Here is a 21,875-nt window from a genome sequence, read left to right as displayed (position 1 = left end):
TTTTGTTAGTATTCGCGCCTTATTTTTATCCACACAACAACTTAATAACAGAGGTTCAATGTTTGATCTCATTCGCCACAAAACGTCTAGCCATAAAGCCGATGTGCTTTCAGGGCTAACAGTTGCACTTGCGCTTATCCCAGAAGCGGTCGCATTTGCCTTTGTCGCCCATGTAGAGCCTATGGTTGGACTTTATGCCGCCTTTATCATGGGACTTATCACGGCACTGATTGGTGGCCGCCCAGGCATGATTTCAGGCGCGACAGGCGCTATGGCCGTCGTCATGGTGTCTTTGGTCGTTGAGCACGGTGTCCAATATTTATTTGCTGCCGTAGTCTTAGCGGGACTCATCCAGATCTCAGCCGGGGTATGTAAACTCGGTAAATTTATTCGGATTGTGCCCTATCCCGTCATGATTGGCTTTGTGAATGGTCTGGCGATTGTGATTTTCCTCGCCCAGCTAGGTCAGTTTAAGATCAAGGATGCCAGCGGAAACTTAGTCTGGTTGCCACAAGAACCATTAATGCTGATGTTAGGCTTAGTGGCACTGACGATGGCGATAATTTATTTTTTGCCTAAGATCACCACAGCAGTGCCTTCATCACTAGTCGCAATCCTCACTGTAACGGCAATTGTCGTCGGACTCGATCTTGATACTCGTAATGTCCTCGACTTCCTAAAAACCATGAGTGGTAACGATAATGCGACGATAGCGGGTTCATTACCTAGCTTTGCGATTCCCTCTGTGCCTTTTAATCTTGAAACCTTATATATCATCCTGCCCTACTCCTGCATCTTAGCGGCTATTGGTCTTATCGAATCACTGCTGACATTAACTGTGATAGATGAGATGACCAATACCCGTGGTCGCAGCAACAAAGAATGCGTCGGCCAAGGTCTTGGAAACATCACCAGCGGCTTCTTCGGTGCTATGGGTGGTTGTGCCATGATAGGTCAATCGATGATTAACATTAACTCGGGTGGACGCGGCCGATTATCAGGAATTACAGCCGCAATCGCGCTGCTTGCCTTTATCTTATTTGGCGCTTCATTTATTGAGATAATCCCACTTGCGGCGCTAGTTGGGGTGATGTTTATCGTTGTGCTCGGCACCTTTGAATGGGCAAGCTTTAAGTTTATGGGTAAAGTCCCGAAACATGATGCTTTCGTTATCGTGCTAGTGACGACGGTAACCGTATTTACCGATCTGGCATTTGCGGTATTTGTCGGCGTAATCGTTTCAGCCTTAGTCTTTGCCTGGGAACATGCCAAGCATATTAATGTGACAGAAGAGCAAAATGAGCAAGGCTGGAAAGTCTATAAACTCAATGGCCCATTGTTTTTCGGCTCAATTGCGAACTTCCTCGAATTATTTGACCCATCAAAAGATCCTCAAGATGTGGTTATCGACTTTAAGAACTCTCGGGTTGCCGATCATTCCGCATTGGAAGCAATAGACACGCTCGCTGAACGTTATGTTAATGCGGGTAAGAAGTTGCACTTGATCCACTTAAGCGCTGACTGTAAAGCACTGCTGCATAAAGCGGGAAATCTTGTCGAAGTGAATCAACTCGATGATCCTCACTATAAAGTGGCCGATGACAAGCTGGATTCGTAAGCAATGTTTCATTAGCAATGTGTGAGCTTCCATAAGAAATACAAAAAGCCTGAATAGCAATATTCAGGCTTTTTTATCGACTCAACGCCAATCAATGAATGGCAAAAAACTGAGTCATATCAATGTATAATCCATCCCACTCGGTTTAGTAATTATTATCTGAATTCTGGTTTAGCCATAGCGAGATTTGTAGTTAGGCATGTTACCAATGAACACAGTGCTGTATAAACAGACTCCAAAGCGTTAATAGTGCCCTGCTGCTTCTGATCCTCCAGATTCATACAACAAAAAAGTGATGGGATGTACACGCTGTCGGCCTAGAGAGTTAAGTTACGCTATGGCTAAATACTGTGTTGAGAGCTAAAAGCTTTAATATCACTGAAGCAAAAACATGGTGGATGAATCGAGGAAGCTTTATTGAAGATTAACTCTCTGAAATGAGGTGTTTTGGAGATGAAGAGGAAAACTGGAAGCGGGAGCTAACAGTTAAATTAATACGGTAGTCTAAGGAGCCGATTGAGCAACTTAAGCTCATGCATCTAGCAACTGTATATTTTACTTTCTTACTTTCTTACTTTCTTACTTTCTTACTTTCTTACTTTCTTACTTTCTTACTTTCTTACTTTCTTAGAAGGCTACCCACTCTAGAAGAGCATCTAACCTAGAAGGATATTTTAAATTTTGCACAAATAAAAAGAGCCATGGAATAAACCATAGCCCTTTAATCCATTGCTATCAGCTCTAGGCTAACAGCACCGAAAATTAACCAACGATAGTTACGTTTTCAGCTTGTGGACCTTTTTGACCTTGAGTCACAGTGAAAGACACTTTTTGACCTTCATCAAGAGTTTTGAAACCGTCAGAGTTGATCGCACGGAAATGTACGAATACGTCTGGACCAGATTCTTGCTCAATGAATCCGAAACCTTTGTCAGAGTTGAACCACTTAACAACACCAGTAACTTGAGACATAATATAAATCCTGTAAATAAAAAATTAAAGCCTTAACGGCGGTGGAGCTGGAAAATGCCGGTATTACTTATGTTTACAGGACGAACTGGTCGTATTGAACACATAAATATAAGCCCAACCTTCAAGCTGATAAGACTATAAACCATTCTAAAGATAAGTCAACACACTGCGACACTTTGGATTATTTATTTTGCCTAAATCTACTTTGCGGTTTTGCAACCGGCTAGCTGAACACTCAGTTCATGCTGCTTAGCAAGTATAGTTAAACATTTTAAATAATTTATTTCAATAGCTTAATCTTATCGCTTATCTTGAAATGCGATGCACTTCAATTTGGAAATCCAATTCACAACTCAGTCCTTGCAGAGCAAATGCTTGCTTTTGCGCATCGGTAAACTTCCAAGCGTAAGGCGTCATTTCTAAAAAATGAGCAATATGTTCACTTTTTGTCAGTTCAAGTTGAGAAATTGAGCGTTCCTGATGCAGGCACTCAAATCCGGGAATATGCGCGGCTGATACGGGATGTAATCTAGGCTCAGCATAAATCTGTTGCTTCAAGGCGAAGTGATGTGAAGGTCCGGGAGAGACTGTTATCAAGATACCACCATCGGCCATAATGCGTTGTAACTCTTCAACTTTGGAAGGTGCATAAATGCGAATGGCAAGATCGACACTTTGAGAGGCGATGGGCATCTCATAGGCACTTGCCACACAAAATGCTAAATTGGGGTAGCGTTTAGCCGCATATTTAATTGCTGACTTAGAAATATCTATGCCTTGTAAATCACAATCATGGTGCTGGCTCAACACATTGAATAAACGCTGGCTGTAGTACCCTTCCCCACAGCCTATATCGAGGATCTGCTTTGCTTCAGCACCAAAGTCGAGCGCGAGTGCATTCACTCTATCACTCAAATCTTGATAGTAGCCTTCGTTTAGAAATTCACGCCGAGCAAACATCATCTGCTTGTTATCGCCAGGATCTTTTGAGTTTTTCTTCTGTACAGGCAATAAGTTGACATAGCCCTCTTTGGCCATATCAAACTTATGTTGCTGTGGACAACCCCAAGTTCGATCCGTTAACGTCAGCGGCGCGGAACACAGGGGACATAAATAATGCATAGTGGACTCTTATCGTTTAACTAAATTTTGGCAAGAAAAGTTTACGTTTCGTCTTCCATCAATCGATCAACCATCTGGATCAGTTCAGGTGGGGCAAGCAACTCATAACACTCTAATTTTCTTAATAACTTATCTGTGTTATCAACATCATTAGCGGCGCGGTTGTAATTGGGGCGCTCAAACATATGGGTATAGGTTCTAAATAACCATTGTTGTTTCTGAAGCAACAAGGGATCGAGCCTTAATACCTCATCGGTAAGCCTAGCGTGACATTGGCCAAGCTCTCCGCGTAAAAATGCTTGTAATTCTAACCTAACTTGCTCGATTTCGGTCATGTAAATGGCAAGGGATTCTGACGAAGCGGCATAGTCGTATTGTCTTGCTAACAGCGCTTTGGCGACCATCAACGCTTTAGGCTCATGTAAGACACGTAAATCGGCTTCTAAAGGCACTAACTCAAACTTTGAATCTGCTTGTAAGGCAAACGTTAAGCAATTCTCTGCGCCTAAACGATTAGTCATGTCTAAGGTAAAAGATACGCCCCGTCTCAATTCTGCTGCGCAAAATTTTGCTGCAGTGCCCATACGCGTATAAAGCCGAAAACCTTGCCCAAGGCTCCGAGTGATCGGTGTATTAAAGGCCTGTGCACTTTGCGGTAATGATTCAACCTTAAGACCCATAAACGGTTGAAAGCGGATAGCAATATTTTGCGGGGTTCCAGCTTCAGCAATAACGACGACCTCTAGCAAAGGCGCACTGATCGCCTGTAACACAATAAAATCACTGATATCGTCGGGTAACCGCAACGTGAGTTTCGACGCCTTTTCGGCATCAAGCACCATAGGCTCATTTAAAAATTGATGATACATAAGACATTATTCCCCTGTTCAGCCGCGATTGTACCTTTGAATCTGAATGAAGATCACCAATTAAGTCTTTATATTCTCAAGATAATGACTTAATTACCTTAATGGTGTAAATGTTCATTCGGGGAGTTTCGGTGTTAAGATGTTATTATTCGATAAACTGTCATTTGAATTTAATTATGTCTAATCATTCCCAGCCAAGCATATTTTGGCACGACTACGAAACCTTCGGGGCTAACCCGGCGAAAGACAGACCCTCGCAATTTGCCGGTATTCGCACGGATTTAGATCTCAATATCATCGGCGAGCCTGAGACATTTTATTGCAAGCAAGCCCCTGATTATTTGCCGTCACCAGAAGCGATATTGATCACAGGGATCACTCCGCAGTTAGCCAATTTAAAAGGCATCCCTGAAACTGAGTTTATGGGGCGTATTCAAGCACTGTTTAGCCAGCCAAACACCTGTGTCGCGGGCTACAACTCACTGCGTTTTGATGATGAAGTGACCCGTTATGGCTTTTATAGAAACTTTATCGATCCCTATGCCCGTGAATGGCAAAATGGCAACTCTCGTTGGGATATCATTGATTTAGTACGCGCGTGTTACGCATTTAGACCCGAAGGGATCAATTGGCCAACCAAGGAAGATGGATCTCCTAGTTTTAAGCTAGAACATTTGACCCAAGCGAATGGTTTAAGCCATGAGAAAGCCCATGATGCCATGTCTGATGTGTATGCAACCATCGCTATGGCAAAACTCATTCGCGAGAAACAACCTAAGTTATATCAGTACTATTTTGACCTGCGCCGTAAGCAAGCGGTGAGCGTTCAAATCGATGTGCTCAATATGCAGCCGTTAGTACACGTGAGCTCTAAGATCAGTGCTCGCAATGGCTGTACGACGTTGATTTCCCCCGTGGCGCACCATCCAACCAATAAAAATGCAGTTATTTGCGTTAATTTAGCCATGGATTTAACGCCACTCTTTGAGCTAGATATCGAGCAAATTAAAACGCGTATGTATACGCCAAGAGCCGATCTTGCCGAAGACGAATTACCGATCGCGATAAAACAAATTCATTTAAATAAGTGCCCTTTTATCACTTCGGCTAAAATCCTCAGCGATGAACATGCCGCTCGTTTAGGCATAGATAAAGAATTTGCCAGAGAGCAATATAAACGCCTTAAACTTCACCCAGAACTACGTGAAAAACTGGCGCTATTATTTGAGCACGATGACAGCAGAGCGACCACAGATCCCGATTTGATGCTGTATTCTGGTGGTTTCTTTAGCCAAGCTGATAAAGCGAAAATGGAAATCATCCGTCATACCCTACCGCAAAATTTAGCGGCGCTAGACTTGCAGTTTGATGACCCACGTATCCCTGAAATGCTGTTTCGTTACCGTGCCCGTAATTACCCTGAACTACTCGATTACGAAGAGTCACAGCGCTGGCGTGAATTCTGTCAAAATCGCTTAGCCGATCAAGACTACGTACTTAAATTAGAAAATCTGCTGCAAGATACACAAGCGGATGAGACTAAACAGAAGTTACTGGCTGCCCTCTGTCATTATTTGCGTGAACTTTAAGTTTAATCAATTCAAGCTTAAGTCTTTTATTTAATAGTCTTAAGCTTGTTTATATTCGTGAATAGACTCACTCTATTAGGCGCATAACTTAAATTGTTTACTATCGAACACACACATTTGCAGCGTATAAACGCGAGCTAACTCGCATTTATGCTGTAACAAAATTACTAGAATGTTCTTCCATGAACTTAACAAATAAGGAATCGGGAAATGCAAGATAGATTCATTCGTAGCATAACCCAACTGCCAACGCCGTTAGCCGATGCTCTCATTCCGATGTTGCACCAGAATTTTGCTGGGCACTTAGATGCGCAGCAACTTGCCACGCTCACAAGTGCAAGCAAGATGACCGAAGCAGAAGTGTTACTGGCACTGCTGCCGATAGCCGCTGCACTGGCGAAACCGCCTATCAGTGAGTTTTATGTCGGTGCGATTGCCAAAGGAAAAAGTGGCGATATCTACATGGGTGCCAACTTAGAATTACCCGGTGAAGCGCTGTTTCATTCTGTCCATGCAGAACAAAGCGCTATCAGCCATGCATGGCTCAGCGGTGAAAGCCAAATTGTTGATATCATAGTCAATGCCAGCCCTTGCGGCCATTGCCGTCAATTTATGAATGAGCTGGTTGAAGGAAGTAAGATCAGCATTCATCTACCCGCACAGGAAAGCCATCCACTGGCGTATTATTTACCCTATGCCTTTGGCCCAAAAGACTTAAATGTCACTTCGCCTTTAATGGCGAAGCAACAAACTGAATTTGCTTTAGATAGTGCCGATCCTATGATCATCGTAGGTTTAGATCATGCCGGTTTAAGCTACGCGCCTTATACTCAGAGTTTTGCTGCCGTGGTTTTAGAAACTCGCGATGGCGCAACCTATTGTGGTCGCTATGCAGAGAACGCGGCATTCAATCCTTCTATGCTGCCGATGCAAATGGCCTTGTCGAATCTCGTTCGCCATAATCGCGAGTTTAGCGATATCAGCCGTGCGGTATTGATTGAATCATCTCAAGGAAAAATCAGTTTAGTCGGCGCGACTATGGATGCACTCCATACCGTTGCCGCCATCGAACTTGAGCACATAGTCATAGATCCCGTGTAACGCCTGCTTCAAATGCCAAGAATGCTTCAAAATGCCAACGGCGAAATACGTTAATGCGTATTTCGCCGTTGGATTGTTCGACTAATACTTCAACATCAAGTGATCACGCGCTAATGCTGACGCCAAAGTAGCTGTATTGAACTTTAATGCCTAACACCCAATCCTCAAACGTTACGCCTAGTGCTCAAACGCAAACGCTGAGTATTCAAATGTGAAAGCTAACTCGGCATAAATGGTTAACCTCAGCACAATTATGCAAGGCTACTCACTATCCAGAGTTCTATTTACGCCGCTTCTTTTGGCCTGAGACTCAGCTTTACGCTGCGCCATTCTGGCAAAACAAGCTTGCCGCTCCACATCTGACATAGCGCGCCAGGCTAAAATCTCATCGAGATGCCTAAAGCAACCTAAGCAAATATCTTGCTGGTCTAAACAACAATTGCGGATACAAGGATTGGCATTAGGATCATTCTGACCAGACGGCATATTCATTGCCACAGGGTTCAGTGAAGTGGAATCGGCGACCACCGGGGAAACTAAATATATCTGCCGTAATAGCGCCGCCAGCGGCCACGACAGCCGTCAGAGTCAATTCTAAGTTCTGGCTGTAGATCACAATCAGCGGGCAGCCTTTTGCGAGGGTAAAATCCACCTCGGCTTGATAGAAGCCACCTGTGATCCCGACATCCATAAAGCAGCTGTATTCAGGACCGTAATCGACATAGGTCCAGCCAAATACCTGGCTAAAAAAGGCCTTAGAACTCGCAATATCGCGGCTCGGGATTTCCAAATAATTGATGCTGTGTTGAAGGTTCATAGACTTCCTTGCTATTTAATGAGGAACAAAATGATGGGCACAAAATGCATGAATAAAAAATGGGAGCCAAAGCTCCCATTCTATTCGCGGCTTTAACTCAGGTTAACCTTGGATTAAGGCTGCGACAAGTCCAATCAGACCACCAAACACCCCGCCCCAGATCACTAACCAACCTAAATGCGTTTGGATCATATCCTGAACGATTTGTTTCACCATTTGCGGTGTCAGCTCGTTTAACCTTTGTTCCACTATGTTGGCAATTTTAGTTTGCAGATCGGCCATCACATTTGGCTGTTCGATTTCTTGTTTCAACAGCTCGTGGAATGCATCACTTTGCGCCATTTCAACTAAAGAGGCTTTCATCTTCACAATAAACGGCTCTTTTAGCGGTAATAATGCATCAGTGCCGCCGAACATAGACAACATGCCGCCAAAGGAAGATTGGGCGACAGTGCTAATTAAGGCATCGAAAGAAGGTGCTAAATCGACCTTTTCAATCACGGGCGCCAAATCCATTTTACTGATGCCTTCTTTTTCCGATAGGAATCGTTCGATATTTTCTGTGGTAAAAAACTGCTTCATCATCAGATGAGCAATGCCCGCCTTAAACTCTTCGAAACGAGAAGGCACGACTCCCGAGCCATAAAGTCCGGGAACTTTCTCAAACAACATATAAACCGCAACCCAGTTGGTAATAGCACCCGATAAGGCAAACAATCCGACATTCAGGACAATTGCCGAATGCATCAGGTAACCCACAACCACCAAAGCAGCCGCCAATAAATTTGTTACTAAACTCTTATTCAATCTCGTATCCCCTAAGGTGGCATCGATAAGATGCAAAACTGGCCTATATTAACAAGTTAACGGGAGTCAGGTCTAACACTCAAACCACAGTAAACGAACCCATTTTCAAATCTGTTTTCAGTACTAAGTCTTGGCGCGATAAGCTGCATCCTGCTCATCGCCAAAGCCGCAACGTCACAGAGCCGCTAACGGCCGATTGGCCTATGCTAAATAAGTGAATCTCCTTGTAGAACATTAAGTTAATTTAATGCTCACCAAGCTCAAAATGCAGAAATTTTAATTTACCGCCTGTGAATTATCAATGGGCCTCAACTACACTCAATTTGGGTTAGAAACCCGAAATAGGGTTTCCAAATGCAAGCTCAGAATTCAGGGCTTAAACACATGTCTTAAATACAGGCCTTAACACAGCCACTGAACATCGGCTCAAATACAAAAGTTAACCACTATAAATTAGGGATGCGCTTATGGAATCGGCTTTTAACACTGCAGGGGAGTTAAGTTGGCATGAACTCACAACCAATAATACCGAAGAGGCCATGCGCTTCTATGCTGAAATTTTTGGCTGGCATTTTAAAACCGTTAAATTGCCCCACGGTCACTATCACATTATTGAAAACCAAGGCATCAGCATTGGCGGAATTACCGACAGTTTAATCCCCACCCTTCCCTCACATTGGACAGGCTATATTACGGTTAACGATGTGGATCAAGTGGCTATCAGTGCCAAAAAACTCGGCGGTGACATTCTGTTTGGCCCTGAAGACATTCCGGAGGTGGGCCGTTTTTGTTGGATAAAAGACCCACAGGGCGCCATTATTGCGGCCATTAGCTATTTAAAACGCTGATGTAAAAACTGACCTGAACATGATGATGAGTTTCGACTCAAGGGATACGCCGCAGGTTGATACCGATGTAGCTATCAATGTAGAAGATAGGTTGTCATTCAGCAACGACGGGGGTCGGAAGAAGTTGTCGTCGGGTAATGCCAAGATTTCATTGATAAAATATAAATAATCTCTGGAAACATTAGCGTTAATCGCTAGAATGTTCGCACTTATGGCAGTTTTTCCCTGTCTTATGCATTGGAGCCTTGATATTAATGCTGACCCAGCTATCGCAATTCAAACACACTTTTTTTGCTCTCCCAAGGTACCTGCGTGTGCTTGTTTACCTCACCGCCGTCTACCTTAGCTATGTCTGCACATTAGGTTTAATCCTGCCCTATGCGATAACCACGCTGGCACCCGAAAAACTCTCTGCTTTACTCGGCCGTCCCGTCACCCTCGGGGATATCCGCATCAATCCCTTTAATTTCAAAGTCGAAATCGACCAACTGGCCATTAAAGAAAAAGACGAAAAACCGTTTGCAGGCTTAGCGCAAGTCCAATTCGAAGTGAACTTTTGGCAATCTGTTTTTAATCGCGCCGCCGTTATCGAAAACATACACATACAAGCGCCCTACGCACACATCATCCGCGTGGAGAAAAAAGGCAAAGCTGGATTCAACTTCGACGATATTCTGCAGACCTTGAACGAGCATTCCTCCGCGAGCACAGAAACAACACCCGCAGAAGCCAGCGCCCCCGTTCGTGTCCTGCTCAACCAATTTGTGTTAGATGCAGGGCAATTTAACTTCGATGACAAAATTACCCTTGCTAAAATTAATTATCCCAATATCAATTTAAAACTCAGTCAGCTCGATACTGAATATTTGATGTCGGCATTGTCGGCCTCAGTAGCACCAGCCACAAAAGCAAATAAGACTGAAGCCAACCCGACACCAAACGCCCAATCATCCTCTGATACTGGCTCTGGCTCCCAAGTTATGCCAATTCAGCACAATCACTATGCGATACAACTCAGTGATGATCATGCTGGTGAAATCAGTTTGCAGGGGCAATTCCAACTGTTCCCACTAAAAGTTGCGGGTGACGTCCACATCGCCAAACTGAAACTGAGACCACTCTGGCGATTTATCGACGATCAATTTAAGCCAGCACTTACCGATGGCGAGATCACTGCCAAGACTCAGTATCAAGTGGATCTTGCCGAGAATGGCGAGTTACAAGTCACCAGCAACAATGGCCAGTTTATTGTTGAAAAACTGAACTTTAACGACCAAGAGCGCTCAGTGGTCAAGCTGCCAATCTTTGCCCTCGACGGTATTACAATGGATCTGAAGCAGCAGCAAGTACGCATCAATAAGCTTCACAGTGATGGCCTCACTGTAAACGCCATTTTGAATCCAGACGGACTCGATCTCGCGAGCTTGTTCATACCTAAATCCGCCAGTGCGTCTACAAGTGCAGCGCCGCTAGTTGCTAATTCCATCGATGCTAAGCCGATAGATGCTAATTCGATAGAAACTAAACCGGCAGATGCTAAGCCACTAGAGGCCAAAAATGTTGAGAGCGCACAAGTCACGCAAGTGGAAGAAAAGCCTCAAATAACCGAGACGGCAACTGATGCAAGCGATACCGCAGACAAACCAACAGAAAGCGAATTAGCCACAGCCAGCGAGAACAATAAAACGGAGCAAAATACTGAGGCCGCCGCAAACATCACAGCTGATGCCACTCATGAAGCCACTGCAGAAGTCGCTTCAGAGGCAGATCCACAACAGCCAATCAAGCAAGCGCCAGTAACGGCGTCAACAGACACTTGGTTCGTGCAACTCGATGCGCTCAATATTGAAAACTACGATCTTAATCTGTCGGAGCAAAAGTTAACTGAGACACCGCAGCAATGGCGTGTGTATCCGCTCAACTTTTCAACAAAAACTATCACCAGCACCTTGGCCGAGCCGATTGAATATGCGCTACAACTCAGCATTAATGACAAAGGTACTTTAAGCTCCCAAGGCCAGGTCGATGTGCCAGGCGAAGCCATAGATGCCGATATTCAACTCGATAAGCTCGCGTTAATCCAGCTCCAACCGTATCTTGCCCCCTACGTGAATATCCAGCTTAAGAGTGGTTTATTAAGCTCTGCAGGCAAGCTCACGGCTGATGCCAAGGGTAAAGCCATTTACGGCGGCAGTGTTGAGCTCGATGATTTAGCCATTCATGACAAATTGCGTAATGCCCCGCTGGTCAAATGGCAAAAGATGAATATCAATCAGCTAGATTTTGACCAACAAAAAAATCAAATCAAAATCGATCACTTAGCCTTTAATCAACCCTACGCCAAAGTGGTGATCGCTAAAGATAGAAGCACTAATATCAGCGACCTTATCGTCGAAGCGCCTATTGCAGCTTCAGTAACGAATAGTGCGACAACGAACAGCGCGCCCCCTGCTAAGCAAACCGCAACCGAGCCGCAAATGGCGAGCAAGTCAACAACGCCTGAGCTGAGCCTCGATATTCAAAAAATTAGCTTTAGCCAAGGCTCGGCTTACTTTGCCGATAACTCACTGACTCCGAATTTTGCTTCGGGAATTGAGCTGCTTGAAGGCAATATCACTCACCTGTCATCCATACCAGGCACTAAAGCCTCGGTCGATATCAAAGGTAAGATTGACAAGTACGCGCCTGTGACCCTAAAAGGCGATATTAACCCTTTGTTAGACATGCCATATTTAGATCTCGATTTGATCTTCAAAAGTGTTGAGCTAACGTCAGTCAATCCTTACTCAGGCACCTATGCGGGTTACTACATAGATAAGGGACAGTTATCACTGTCGCTGAACTACAAACTCGATCAGAACAAGCTCAAGGGCAATAACCATCTAGTCATAGATCAACTGAAACTCGGTAAACCCAGTAACAGTGACCTTGCCACTAGCTTACCTATCACGCTCGCCATTGCGCTGTTACAGGACCGTAACGGCGTGATTGATTTAGGTATGGAGGTCTCTGGCGATTTAGACTCACCCAGCTTTAGTGTCGGCAGCATCATAATGACGGCGATTACCAATGTGATCACTAAAGCCGTCACTGCGCCCTTCACTTTCTTAGCGGGGCTGATAGGTTCAGACGAAACCTTAGACAAAATCAGCTTTGCCGCCGCTCAATTCAGCCTAAGTGAAGATGAGCAGAAAAGTTTAGACAAACTCGCCAGCGCCTTACTCGACAGACCTATGCTTAAGCTCAGCGTTGAAGGTGAAGTCGATGCCATCAATGACAGCCAAGCGATTGCTGAGCGTATCATGAAGCGTAAATTGGCTAAGTTAGCCAATATCGAGTTCAGTGCGTTACCTAATGATTTAAGTCCAAGCCAATTCCCGACCCAAGGGCCGCTCGCCGATGCGCTAGTGAAGCTCTATGAGCAGGAAGTTAAAGCCGATCCGGCACTAATAAAAGACACAGTTGTAGCAGAGGCCAAAGACGCGCAGCTTTCCGATGACCAAATCACCACCCGCTGGCATATCGCTTTATATAATCTGTCGGTAAAAGCGCAGAATGTTAACGATGGCATGTTGGGTAATTTGGCCCAAGAAAGAGCAAAAGCCGTCAAAGCTTACCTTGTAGACGTGAAAGAGATTGCCCCAGAGCGGATCTTCTTGCTCGAAAGCCGAGTGAGTTTAACCCAAAATGTGGCCCAAGTGAGCCTTACCATAGATGCGCAATAGACGCGCAATAACTCAAGCAATGGGTTAATGTTGCTGTGTTTACGATAAAAGAAGCCCGCTAAAGTTTACCTTTAGCGGGCTTCTTTCTTATGGTGAAGAGCATGCCTAAATGTATAGCTAAGCGCATATCTAATTGTTACCGCTAAGCGAAAACGCTGTCCTTGTCGCCAAAGAATCTTCTACCTGTTAATCCACACTAAAATGTTGGCCGCGCTTTGTGCCATAGGTTACACTCTGCGGCCTTTATGCAACTGGGATCGCACGCACGAATCGCTAAATCTCAGTTTCGTCGCACATTTGCGACGGCGCCATTGACACACGAATCACTTTTCAACACACATTATCATTGAGGTCACTGACATGTTTATCATTCGCTGGATTTTAGGCAGGATCATTCTGTTTTTAAACTTCGTATTTAGCCCTAAAAAGCGCCAACGTCCACTGGCAGAGCAACAACAGATTGATACTCAAACTCAAGCATTAGCCCTGTATCAGTATCCAGCTTGCCCATTTTGCGTAAAAGTCCGCCGTGCAATGCGCCGTCAGGGACTCAATATAGTGACCCACGACGCTAAAAAAGCGCCACACAAAGATGAGCTCGTCGCCCAAGGTGGCAAACAGCAAGTACCTTGTCTGCGTATTGAAGAAAACGGCCAAGTACAGTGGTTGTATGAGTCTAAAGAAATCATTAACTACTTAGACCAACGCTTCGCCTAAATCGCGGTGCAACTGTCTGTGTAAATCTCCAAGTAAGTGCGCCCAGTGCCTTTTTAATGAACTGTTTAATCGACTTTTCAATGGACTTCCCAATGAACTTTACAATGGGTTTTCCGTTGAAATACCAAGGTTTCGGGCGCAGTTCTTTTATTGCGTTGTTTAATCACATCTACTTACGCCACAAATATTCACGGTCAGAATAATCAAATAACCACTGGGGCTGATACACCACCAATAGCGTTACCGCCATACCATTAAGCAATGCCTCGGGGAACGCCAGCAAAGGGATTAGCATAAAGTAGTCATCCACTAACACATTCCAATCGTAATCCGCTGCAGACCACAACCACATCGCCCAACTCAATTGATGAAACACAGTTGAAAGGCCCGCATTGATAAAACCGCCGACGAAGATAAACACAAAAATGTGTTTAGGAAATAAATGGTAACTGCGACTGTATAAAACAAAACACAGGAACAGCGGCACAGCCATGGCGAACAGACTAAAAGCCCCAAAATCAGCGGGCTATTTTAGTACAAAAAGACTAAAAAAAGCGCTCGGCAACAGTAATGCCACTGTCGCAAGACGCCAACCGAACATCAGCATACAGGTTACTATTCCCAGAAAATGCAGATGCAACCCAGTTTGAATACTGGCATTTAACGACCACAGCGCATTGACGCCCACCAGCGTCAGTAACAAGCGTAACTGCAGATTTTTATCCCGCCGGATCTGCGCTAACTCGTCTTTTGGCCATATTGCATAAAGCCATAACGCCAAGAGCATAAGGCATATGCCTTGAGTCAGGCTCATATCCCACTCGATTTGCGCCCATTTATTCGACCAAAACGCCAACATTAATCGCCCATCCTTAATCCATTGCGCCAATAGAGTCACACTCAGTCCATGAAGATGCCATAAATCCATGAACTTTAGAGTCATATTAAGGTATTCTGCTGTCAGTTAATAACCTAAGAGTTAAATTTGATTATGCCGCTTCGATACCTCAGCCTTGCCATCTTAAGTTGTTTCTCGCTCATCGCCTGTAGCAGTGCCCCCATCGATCCTAGTGAACTTGCCGGAAAATTACGGGATAAGTTAACCACAGACATTAAAGCCGATGGCCTTAAACTCTTCAGCTACACAGCGCGGCTGGTCGATGATAAATCTAATATGGGTGATGCAGACCGCCCTTTCCCGCACGATGCCCGCGTGCGTAGCATGCAAGATCCCCGTGAACAACGTCGCGCGATGCAAAATCTACAGGACTCATTAGAAGTTTGGGGACGACAAGTCGAATTAGGTTTAACGAAAACCCTTGAAATGACAGGTTATTGCCGCGAAGGTTATATCGAATTGAGTCGGATTATCGAACCCGGTCGAGGCGAAATTCGTGGTGAATGCCAAGAAGGCGCGACCAATGCCGATAAACAGAAATTTGTGAACTATTAGCGAAGGTTTGAGTCACTTAGATTTGCGTGGCTAAGGTCTAAGCATAGAAAAGACGCAAGATTAGATAAGCACTGTTAATCGGCTAAAAATAGCGAAAACAATAATAAGAGAAGCTCAAAAAGGTAAGTATGCGCGTATTGGACAATACGCGCATTCACATCAGACTAAACTGATTCAGTCAGCGGCACAGCACGATTTTCTAATAACACAGGGATACCTTCAGTGATCGGATAGGCCAGCTTATCTGCCTTACAAATCAACTGCTGCGTCGTTTTATCGTACTCAAGTTTTCCCTTACACACAGGGCAAGCCACTATATCTAACAATTTTTTATCGAATGCCATGGAAGTTTCCTTGTTTAGCTGCAGCCACCTCGCGAAGACGTGCGAGCAGCTGCTCATCAAATTGTGGGGATAGCTTGGCATTGACCGCCAAATACCACCAGTTCTCTTGTGCAAAATCGCGACATTTAACCGCATCTTTTTCTGTCATCAATAGCGGCAAGTCTTGGGCTAAATCACGTAATTGGGTTTTATCGTAGGGCTGATGATCATCAAAACCCTGGCATAGCGCCAGTTGATAACCTTGGGCGCGCAGCGATTCAAAGAAACGCGCAGGGTTACCAATACCCGCCATCGCAACCAGCGGCTGAGATTTATCGAAACTGTAATTACTGCAGTTTGCATCGCATTTAACGGGCTTCACGTCAGTTGGGGCCAGTTGCATTTCGAACTGACCTTTTGCTGCGGGTCCGCCATTACAGACGATAAAATCCACGGCATCGAGACGCCACGCACCTTCACGCAGCGGACCTGCCGGCAACAGCAGGCCATTGCCTAAACCGCGTTGACCATCAATCACCACCAGCTCAATATCACGCCCCAGCGCATAATGCTGCAGCCCATCGTCGCAGATGATGACATCCACACCAAACTCGGCAATAAGCGCATTAGCCGCATCGACGCGTTTGGCGCCAACCACCATGGGCACTTGAGTGCGCGCCACTATCATGGCAGGTTCATCACCGACCTCTACCGCGCTCGCGCCTAAGTTAACCGTTTTAACACCTTGAATATCAACGCCATAACCACGACTGATCACTCCGGGGTGAAACCCATGCTGGCGCAGTAGCTCAATCAGATAAATCACGGTTGGCGTCTTACCGCTGCCACCGACGGTAATATTACCAACAACGATGACAGGCACTGGCATTGCCGTTTGTGGTTTGAATCCGAGGCGAAACAAGGCGCGGCGCACATAAGTGATCACCGCGAATACGCCCGATAAAGGCAACAAGAGCCATCGCAGTGGATGGCCCTGATACCAAATTTTATTCACTAAGGTCTGCATCTAGCTACCGAATTGCATTTGGTACAATTTGGCGTACATGCCATTTAATTCCAATAGTGATTGGTGCGTCCCGCGCTCGACGATACGTCCCTGATCCACCACTAAAATTTGATCGGCACTCTCGATAGTCGACAACCTGTGGGCGATCACTACTGAGGTACGGTTTTGTCTGAGGTTGTCTAAGCCTTTCTGAATCGCTTTTTCTGACTCAGTATCCAATGCCGAGGTCGCTTCATCGAGGATCAATACAGGCGCATCACGCAACATAGCGCGCGCAATCGCAATCCGCTGTCTTTGACCACCGGACAATAACACGCCATTTTCACCCACTTGGGTATCAAGGCCTTGGGGCAGCTGGTCAATAAACTCCATCGCATAGGCCAAGGTCGCCGCTTCAATAATCTGCTCACGCGTTGCTTCACCCGGATAGGCGTAGGCGATGTTGTTAGCAATCGTATCGTTGAATAAGGTCACCTGCTGCGATACCAGAGCCACTTGATTACGCAGCGATTTTAGCGAGTAATCGTAAATGCTGACATCATCAAGCAGAATATCGCCGGATTCGAGCCCCGTATAAAAACGGGTCACTAGACTGGCGATAGTCGACTTACCTGAGCCAGAACGGCCAACTAGCGCTAAGGTTTGACCCGGTTTAACTTCAAAATCAACATATTCTAGCGCTCGGCGGTCTTGGCTGTCATAGGTAAAACAGACCTTATCGAAACGTAAATGACCCTTAGCGCGCTCAACGGTATAAGTGCCGGTGTCGGATTCTGGCAGCGTATCCAGTAATTCAAACACTGTGGTACAAGCTGCAATACCCCGTTGGAATTCAGCGTTCACTCGGGTTAAGTTTTTAATGGGTTGCAACATGGCCATCATAGCGCCAAGAATTGTCGCGAAGGTACCGGCGGTGAGATCGGCTTTCATGCTGTCTAAGCTTGCCGCATAAAGCACAAAGGCTAAGGCGAATGAGCCGATAATCATGATCAACGGCTGGCTAATGGCTTGCGCCACAGCTAACTTCATATTTTGATGACGGTTTTGATCGTTCACTTTAGCAAAACGAGTGGCTTCGGTTTCTTGTCCACCAAAGGCCAATACGTTTTTATGGCCCTTAATCATTTGCTCAGTCGTGGCACTCACGCCGCCCATGGCGGTTTGAATTTGCTTAGAAACCTTACGGAATCGACGACTGACCACAGCAATGACCATGCCCATAATCGGCCCGATCACTAAGATACACAGGGATAACTTCCAAGAGTTATAGAACATCAGTGCCAGCATACCCAATACAGTCACACTGTCGCGGACGATAGAAATCAATGCACTTCCCGATGCTCGAGCGATTTGCTCAGTATCGAAGGTGACTTTTGAAATCAAGTTACCGGTATTTTCCTTGTCCATGTAACTGACAGGCAGACTCAGATAATGCTCAAACACTTGCTGACGCATGTCCATGATCAAACGCGCACTCATGTATGAAATGCCGTAGGTCGAAACAAAGTTGGCAAAACCGCGCAGGGAAAACATGAGGATAACCACAAGCGGCGCCATCATTAGCACGTCGTTGTTCGCGTGGAAACCTTCACTGGTTGGCAAGGCTATGCCATTGGTGACCGCAGCGGGTGCGCCGCCGGAAAAACCCTTATCGATAAAGGGGCCGATGAAAGCGATAAAGGCGGCATCGACGAGACCATAAATAATTAATCCCGCAACTGAAAGCATAAACATGCCTTTCATCTGTTTTATATAGCCCAGTAATCGTTTGAAAACTGTCCACATTTCGTCTTTAGGAGATGTTGTCATTGATAACACTAAATTATGGCAAAGTAGGCATTCTACTCTGGATTAATCAAGTCACCAAATCTAAACAGAGAGTTGTACCAAAATGGCGCTAAATCACCACGATAGGTCTTTACCTCTAACTCAGACTGCTGAAAAATCACACTAATCTGCCCTTCTGTCCCTGTGGTCAGGCTCCTTATCTCTCGTCGCTGATACCGCTCAACCACTGTGGATTTAGGAAAACCATAGCGATTAGCAAAACCCGCAGGGAAAAGCACTAACTTAGGGGCTACGGCATCGATAAAGGCCTCTGTCGACGAGGTTTTGCTGCCATGGTGCGGCGCTACCAGCACGTCGCTTTGTAACTCGTTTAGGTCACTTAGATCACCGCTCACACTTAACTCACTACGTAATAGTGCCGCTTCGGTTTGTTTTTCAATATCCCCGGTGAGCAGCAGACTCTGCAGGCCATCATCAATGCGCACCACACAAGAGCCATTATTGCCCGCCAGCACTTGAGGCGGCGAGAGTAAGTTAAGGCGCAATCCTTGCCATTGAATCTGCCTTGGGCGGCAATCTTGGCCGCTAAAGCCAGCAACATCTGTGATCACTAAAGCCTTTGGATAAACCTCCATCAAGACAGGCGCACCGCCCGCATGATCGTTATCGCTATGGCTGATAACAATATAATCAATCTCTTGGATGCCTTTGGCTTTTAGGAAGGGCAATATCACCCGCTCCGCATAACTGAAATCATCACCGAAAGCTGCGCCCGTGTCATAGATAAACCCCTTGCCATTCTTTTCAATCACCACGGCTAAACCTTGGCCCACATCGAGTAAATGCATGGTCCATCGATGGGTTTGCACGGGAGACCACAGCGTCATACAAAAAAGTAATGCGGGAATAAACAACAAACTCAATAGGCTTAACCAAGCAATATAGTGTTTATGCTTAGGCACATAGCGCCATAACACACCACCAACGAGCGCGCAGAATCCTAAGGCTAATAGGCTGTCAGAGAGTGCTAACCAATGGGCGGGTAATTGCCGGCTGATGTCGAGCAACTGCGCATAGGGCGATAAACTCCAATCACTGAGACGCAGTACTCCAAGCGAAGAGAGTCCGAAGTGAGATAATCCCAAAGCCGTCCCAAGCCACCAGCAGACAAATCCCGCCATGGCTAAGGGGATCACGACAAAGCTAAACCAAGGCACGGCCAAGATGTTCATCCACAGACTGTGTACGCTCACGCCGCCAAAGAGTGCCGCTTGCAATAATCCAAGCCCGAGACTTAAGCGCCATTGGATAGCCCAAAACTGCATCATCCCTGTGCGTAAACGCGCCCTTCGAGTCGACGCGGGGGTAAATTCCCTTGGTTGGATTTCTAAGGTGTATAAGATGATGCCTAAAGCACAAAACGACAGCCAAAACCCCGCACTTAAACAAGCGAGCGGATCAAGCAGCAATACAATGAACAGGGCGAATAATAAGCGCTCCCACGCCGTAGAAAAGCGCTTTAATAGACTCAACAGCATTAACAGCAGAATCATCACTAATGCACGCTGCGTCGAAATGCCAAAGCCAGCAAGATAGGCATAAAATACGGCGCCTATGCCCGCTGCGACTAAGGCAAGGGTGATATTACGCCGACTCTGATGTGGCACTAAGCGACTTAAGCCAAACAAAAGGCATGTGTAAATCCATGCTGCTATGACCGAAAGATGCAAGCCAGATATCGCCACTAAATGACCCGTACCTGTCTGTCGTAATGCTTGCCAACGCACTTTTGAGATCAACTGCTTATCACCCAAAAGTAAGGCGAGTAGAATATCACCTTGCGGCAAAGAGACTAATTCAGGCGTCAATGTGCTTATCAGCTTGTTACGCAGTGAAGGTGAAAACGCAAGTAACTGCGCCTCTATCACTCGCCCTTTACCGACAACATGTTGGCTGATTAATTGTTTCTGCTCGTTGTAGCCACCTTGATTTAACACGCTAGCAATACGCTTAGGCATCAAGGTAAACTGCCAAACCTGACCGACATCGACTTCTGGCGGATCTTTCCACGTGAGTCGCAATTTTGCATTTGGCCCTAAGATTAAATTTGGTTTAATGACCGATATATCCAAACTTAGCCAGTCGCTGTTTCGACTAACTAGTGATATGATTTCGCCCCTAACCTGTATAGGTTGTTGTAACACTGGAAGATCCTGCCTAGATAATCCTAAGCAAAAACCAGTTAGCCATGCCATTGCAAAGAGTCCACCTGCGCAGACAGGGATTTTTCGGTATAAAATTAACGCCCCAACAACAAGGTAGGGTATATAACTGACTGGCGGCAGCGAAGGCCACAACATCGCTGATAACAAGATGGCACTAAAGCCAAACATGAATCGATTCATAGTGAACTAAGTTAAGACAGCAATTTCAGCCTATGCCAAAAAAATTAATCAAAAGATTTATGCCTAAGCCTGAAACCTTGCGTGAGCATAAACACTTACGCATGTTCGGACGCTTATTACATAATCCCAATTTGTGGGCGCTAAATCGCAAATCCGCCCCTGGCGCATTCGCCGTAGGATTATTTGTCGCCTGGATCCCTATGCCATTTCAGATGGTAGTTGCGGCGGCTTTTGCCATTCTATTTAACGTTAATATTCCCGTTTCTGTCGCATTAGTCTGGATAACCAATCCCTTAACTATGCCAGTGATGTTTTATGGCGCGTATTTGCTCGGCGCTAAGATACTCGGCCATGCGCCGCAAGATTTTGCCTTCGAAGCCAGTTGGCAATGGATTGAAGCCTCCCTTGCCACCATAGGTCCGGCGTTTTTACTGGGATGCCTTGTTCTTGGGGTAATTTTTTCCGCAGTGGGCTATTTGCTGATTAACAATCTGTGGAAATATTCCATTATGTTTAAGTGGCAAAAACGTAAGAATAAATAACCTCTCCTTTCCCACCGCTTATGCTGATGCAGTTTTAGCCGAAGGCTAGTTAACCTAAGTAACAGCATAAGCGGAACAATGACTTAGATTACCCTTCATGGCCTAATGTGCATTGCAATCTATTGGCTTCCCTTGCTTTACATCCTGTCGTT

Annotated in this window: 18 protein-coding genes and 1 pseudogene; 8 read left to right on the top strand and 11 right to left on the bottom strand. The window is 45.5% G+C overall.

Annotation, left to right across the window (positions count from 1 at the left end; all coding sequences use genetic code 11):
* Positions 1-58 precede the first annotated feature (58 nt).
* Entirely contained in the window at positions 59-1,618 is a 1,560-nt protein-coding gene (locus tag FW758_RS05420) for a SulP family inorganic anion transporter (protein WP_446444837.1), read from the top strand.
* A gap of 762 nt (positions 1,619-2,380) precedes the next feature.
* On the opposite strand, the gene FW758_RS05415 is transcribed toward FW758_RS05420, so the two are convergent.
* The 3 genes from FW758_RS05415 to FW758_RS05405 all read right to left on the bottom strand — a co-directional run bounded on the left by FW758_RS05415 (position 2,381) and on the right by FW758_RS05405 (position 4,581).
* Complete coding sequence (locus FW758_RS05415; protein ID WP_006081219.1) at positions 2,381-2,590, bottom strand: cold-shock protein; 210 nt, start codon at positions 2,588-2,590, stop codon at positions 2,381-2,383.
* 306 nt (positions 2,591-2,896) lie between these two features.
* A complete protein-coding gene (gene rlmA / locus FW758_RS05410; RefSeq protein ID WP_432311504.1) occupies positions 2,897-3,712 on the bottom strand; it encodes a 23S rRNA (guanine(745)-N(1))-methyltransferase in 816 nt (271 codons plus the stop codon).
* Positions 3,713-3,753: 41 nt separating this feature from the next.
* On the bottom strand, positions 3,754-4,581 hold the full coding sequence (locus FW758_RS05405; RefSeq protein WP_446444836.1) for a hypothetical protein: 828 nt from the start codon (positions 4,579-4,581) through the stop codon (positions 3,754-3,756).
* A gap of 176 nt (positions 4,582-4,757) precedes the next feature.
* On the opposite strand from FW758_RS05405, the gene sbcB reads away from it, so the two are divergent.
* Positions 4,758-6,170: an exodeoxyribonuclease I gene (gene sbcB, locus FW758_RS05400; protein ID WP_446444835.1), complete on the top strand. Its 1,413-nt coding sequence runs from the start codon at positions 4,758-4,760 to the stop codon at positions 6,168-6,170.
* Between the two features lie 210 nt (positions 6,171-6,380).
* Positions 6,381-7,271 carry a cytidine deaminase gene (gene cdd, locus FW758_RS05395; protein WP_446444834.1) on the top strand — a complete coding sequence of 297 codons (891 nt, stop codon included), beginning with the start codon at positions 6,381-6,383 and terminating at the stop codon, positions 7,269-7,271.
* A 261-nt stretch (positions 7,272-7,532) separates the two neighbouring features.
* On the opposite strand, the gene FW758_RS05390 is transcribed toward cdd, so the two are convergent.
* The 3 genes from FW758_RS05390 to FW758_RS05380 all read right to left on the bottom strand — a co-directional run bounded on the left by FW758_RS05390 (position 7,533) and on the right by FW758_RS05380 (position 8,895).
* Entirely contained in the window at positions 7,533-7,763 is a 231-nt protein-coding gene (locus tag FW758_RS05390) for a DUF1289 domain-containing protein (protein WP_011846519.1), read from the bottom strand.
* On the bottom strand, positions 7,738-8,088 hold the full coding sequence (locus FW758_RS05385; protein WP_107404793.1) for a VOC family protein: 351 nt from the start codon (positions 8,086-8,088) through the stop codon (positions 7,738-7,740). Before FW758_RS05385 ends, FW758_RS05390 begins: the two co-directional genes overlap by 26 nt.
* Positions 8,089-8,190: 102 nt before the next feature.
* The gene (locus tag FW758_RS05380; protein WP_041408515.1) at positions 8,191-8,895 is read right to left on the bottom strand and encodes a DUF445 domain-containing protein; all 705 of its coding nucleotides are present in this window, start codon (positions 8,893-8,895) and stop codon (positions 8,191-8,193) included.
* Between the two features lie 467 nt (positions 8,896-9,362).
* Here FW758_RS05380 and FW758_RS05375 point away from each other — a divergent pair, with 467 nt between their 5' ends.
* From FW758_RS05375 to FW758_RS05365, 3 genes are all read left to right on the top strand, one after another.
* Positions 9,363-9,743, top strand: coding sequence for a VOC family protein (locus FW758_RS05375; RefSeq protein WP_446444833.1), 381 nt, complete (start codon positions 9,363-9,365; stop codon positions 9,741-9,743).
* A 254-nt stretch (positions 9,744-9,997) separates the two neighbouring features.
* A complete protein-coding gene (locus tag FW758_RS05370; RefSeq protein ID WP_446444832.1) occupies positions 9,998-13,468 on the top strand; it encodes a DUF748 domain-containing protein in 3,471 nt (1,156 codons plus the stop codon).
* Between the two features lie 360 nt (positions 13,469-13,828).
* The gene (locus FW758_RS05365) at positions 13,829-14,185 is read left to right on the top strand and encodes a glutathione S-transferase N-terminal domain-containing protein (RefSeq protein WP_006081203.1); all 357 of its coding nucleotides are present in this window, start codon (positions 13,829-13,831) and stop codon (positions 14,183-14,185) included.
* Between the two features lie 169 nt (positions 14,186-14,354).
* Here FW758_RS05365 and FW758_RS05360 read toward each other — a convergent pair.
* A pseudogene (locus FW758_RS05360) lies at positions 14,355-15,044 on the bottom strand (energy-coupling factor ABC transporter permease).
* Positions 15,045-15,176: 132 nt separating this feature from the next.
* On the opposite strand from FW758_RS05360, the gene FW758_RS05355 reads away from it, so the two are divergent.
* Positions 15,177-15,638: a hypothetical protein gene (locus FW758_RS05355; protein WP_446444831.1), complete on the top strand. Its 462-nt coding sequence runs from the start codon at positions 15,177-15,179 to the stop codon at positions 15,636-15,638.
* A gap of 164 nt (positions 15,639-15,802) precedes the next feature.
* On the opposite strand, the gene FW758_RS05350 is transcribed toward FW758_RS05355, so the two are convergent.
* From FW758_RS05350 to FW758_RS05335, 4 genes are read right to left on the bottom strand one after another with little or no spacing between them, the layout of a single operon-like run.
* Positions 15,803-15,982, bottom strand: a complete 180-nt coding sequence (locus tag FW758_RS05350; protein WP_006081200.1) for a Trm112 family protein — start codon at positions 15,980-15,982, stop codon at positions 15,803-15,805.
* On the bottom strand, positions 15,969-16,988 hold the full coding sequence (gene lpxK / locus FW758_RS05345) for a tetraacyldisaccharide 4'-kinase (protein ID WP_446444830.1): 1,020 nt from the start codon (positions 16,986-16,988) through the stop codon (positions 15,969-15,971). Before lpxK ends, FW758_RS05350 begins: the two co-directional genes overlap by 14 nt.
* Positions 16,989-18,797 (bottom strand): lipid A export permease/ATP-binding protein MsbA, encoded by a 1,809-nt coding sequence (gene msbA / locus FW758_RS05340; protein ID WP_446444829.1) that lies wholly within the window; start codon positions 18,795-18,797, stop codon positions 16,989-16,991.
* Between the two features lie 32 nt (positions 18,798-18,829).
* Positions 18,830-21,181 (bottom strand): DNA internalization-related competence protein ComEC/Rec2, encoded by a 2,352-nt coding sequence (locus FW758_RS05335; protein WP_446444828.1) that lies wholly within the window; start codon positions 21,179-21,181, stop codon positions 18,830-18,832.
* A 32-nt stretch (positions 21,182-21,213) separates the two neighbouring features.
* Here FW758_RS05335 and FW758_RS05330 point away from each other — a divergent pair, with 32 nt between their 5' ends.
* On the top strand, positions 21,214-21,723 hold the full coding sequence (locus FW758_RS05330) for a DUF2062 domain-containing protein (protein WP_006087434.1): 510 nt from the start codon (positions 21,214-21,216) through the stop codon (positions 21,721-21,723).
* The last annotated feature ends 152 nt before the right edge of the window (positions 21,724-21,875 follow it).

The sequence above is a fragment of the Shewanella sp. 1180_01 genome (assembly GCF_052850535.1).
Note: the sequence above shows the minus strand (reverse complement) of the source record. Positions and strands in the feature narration are given on the sequence as shown.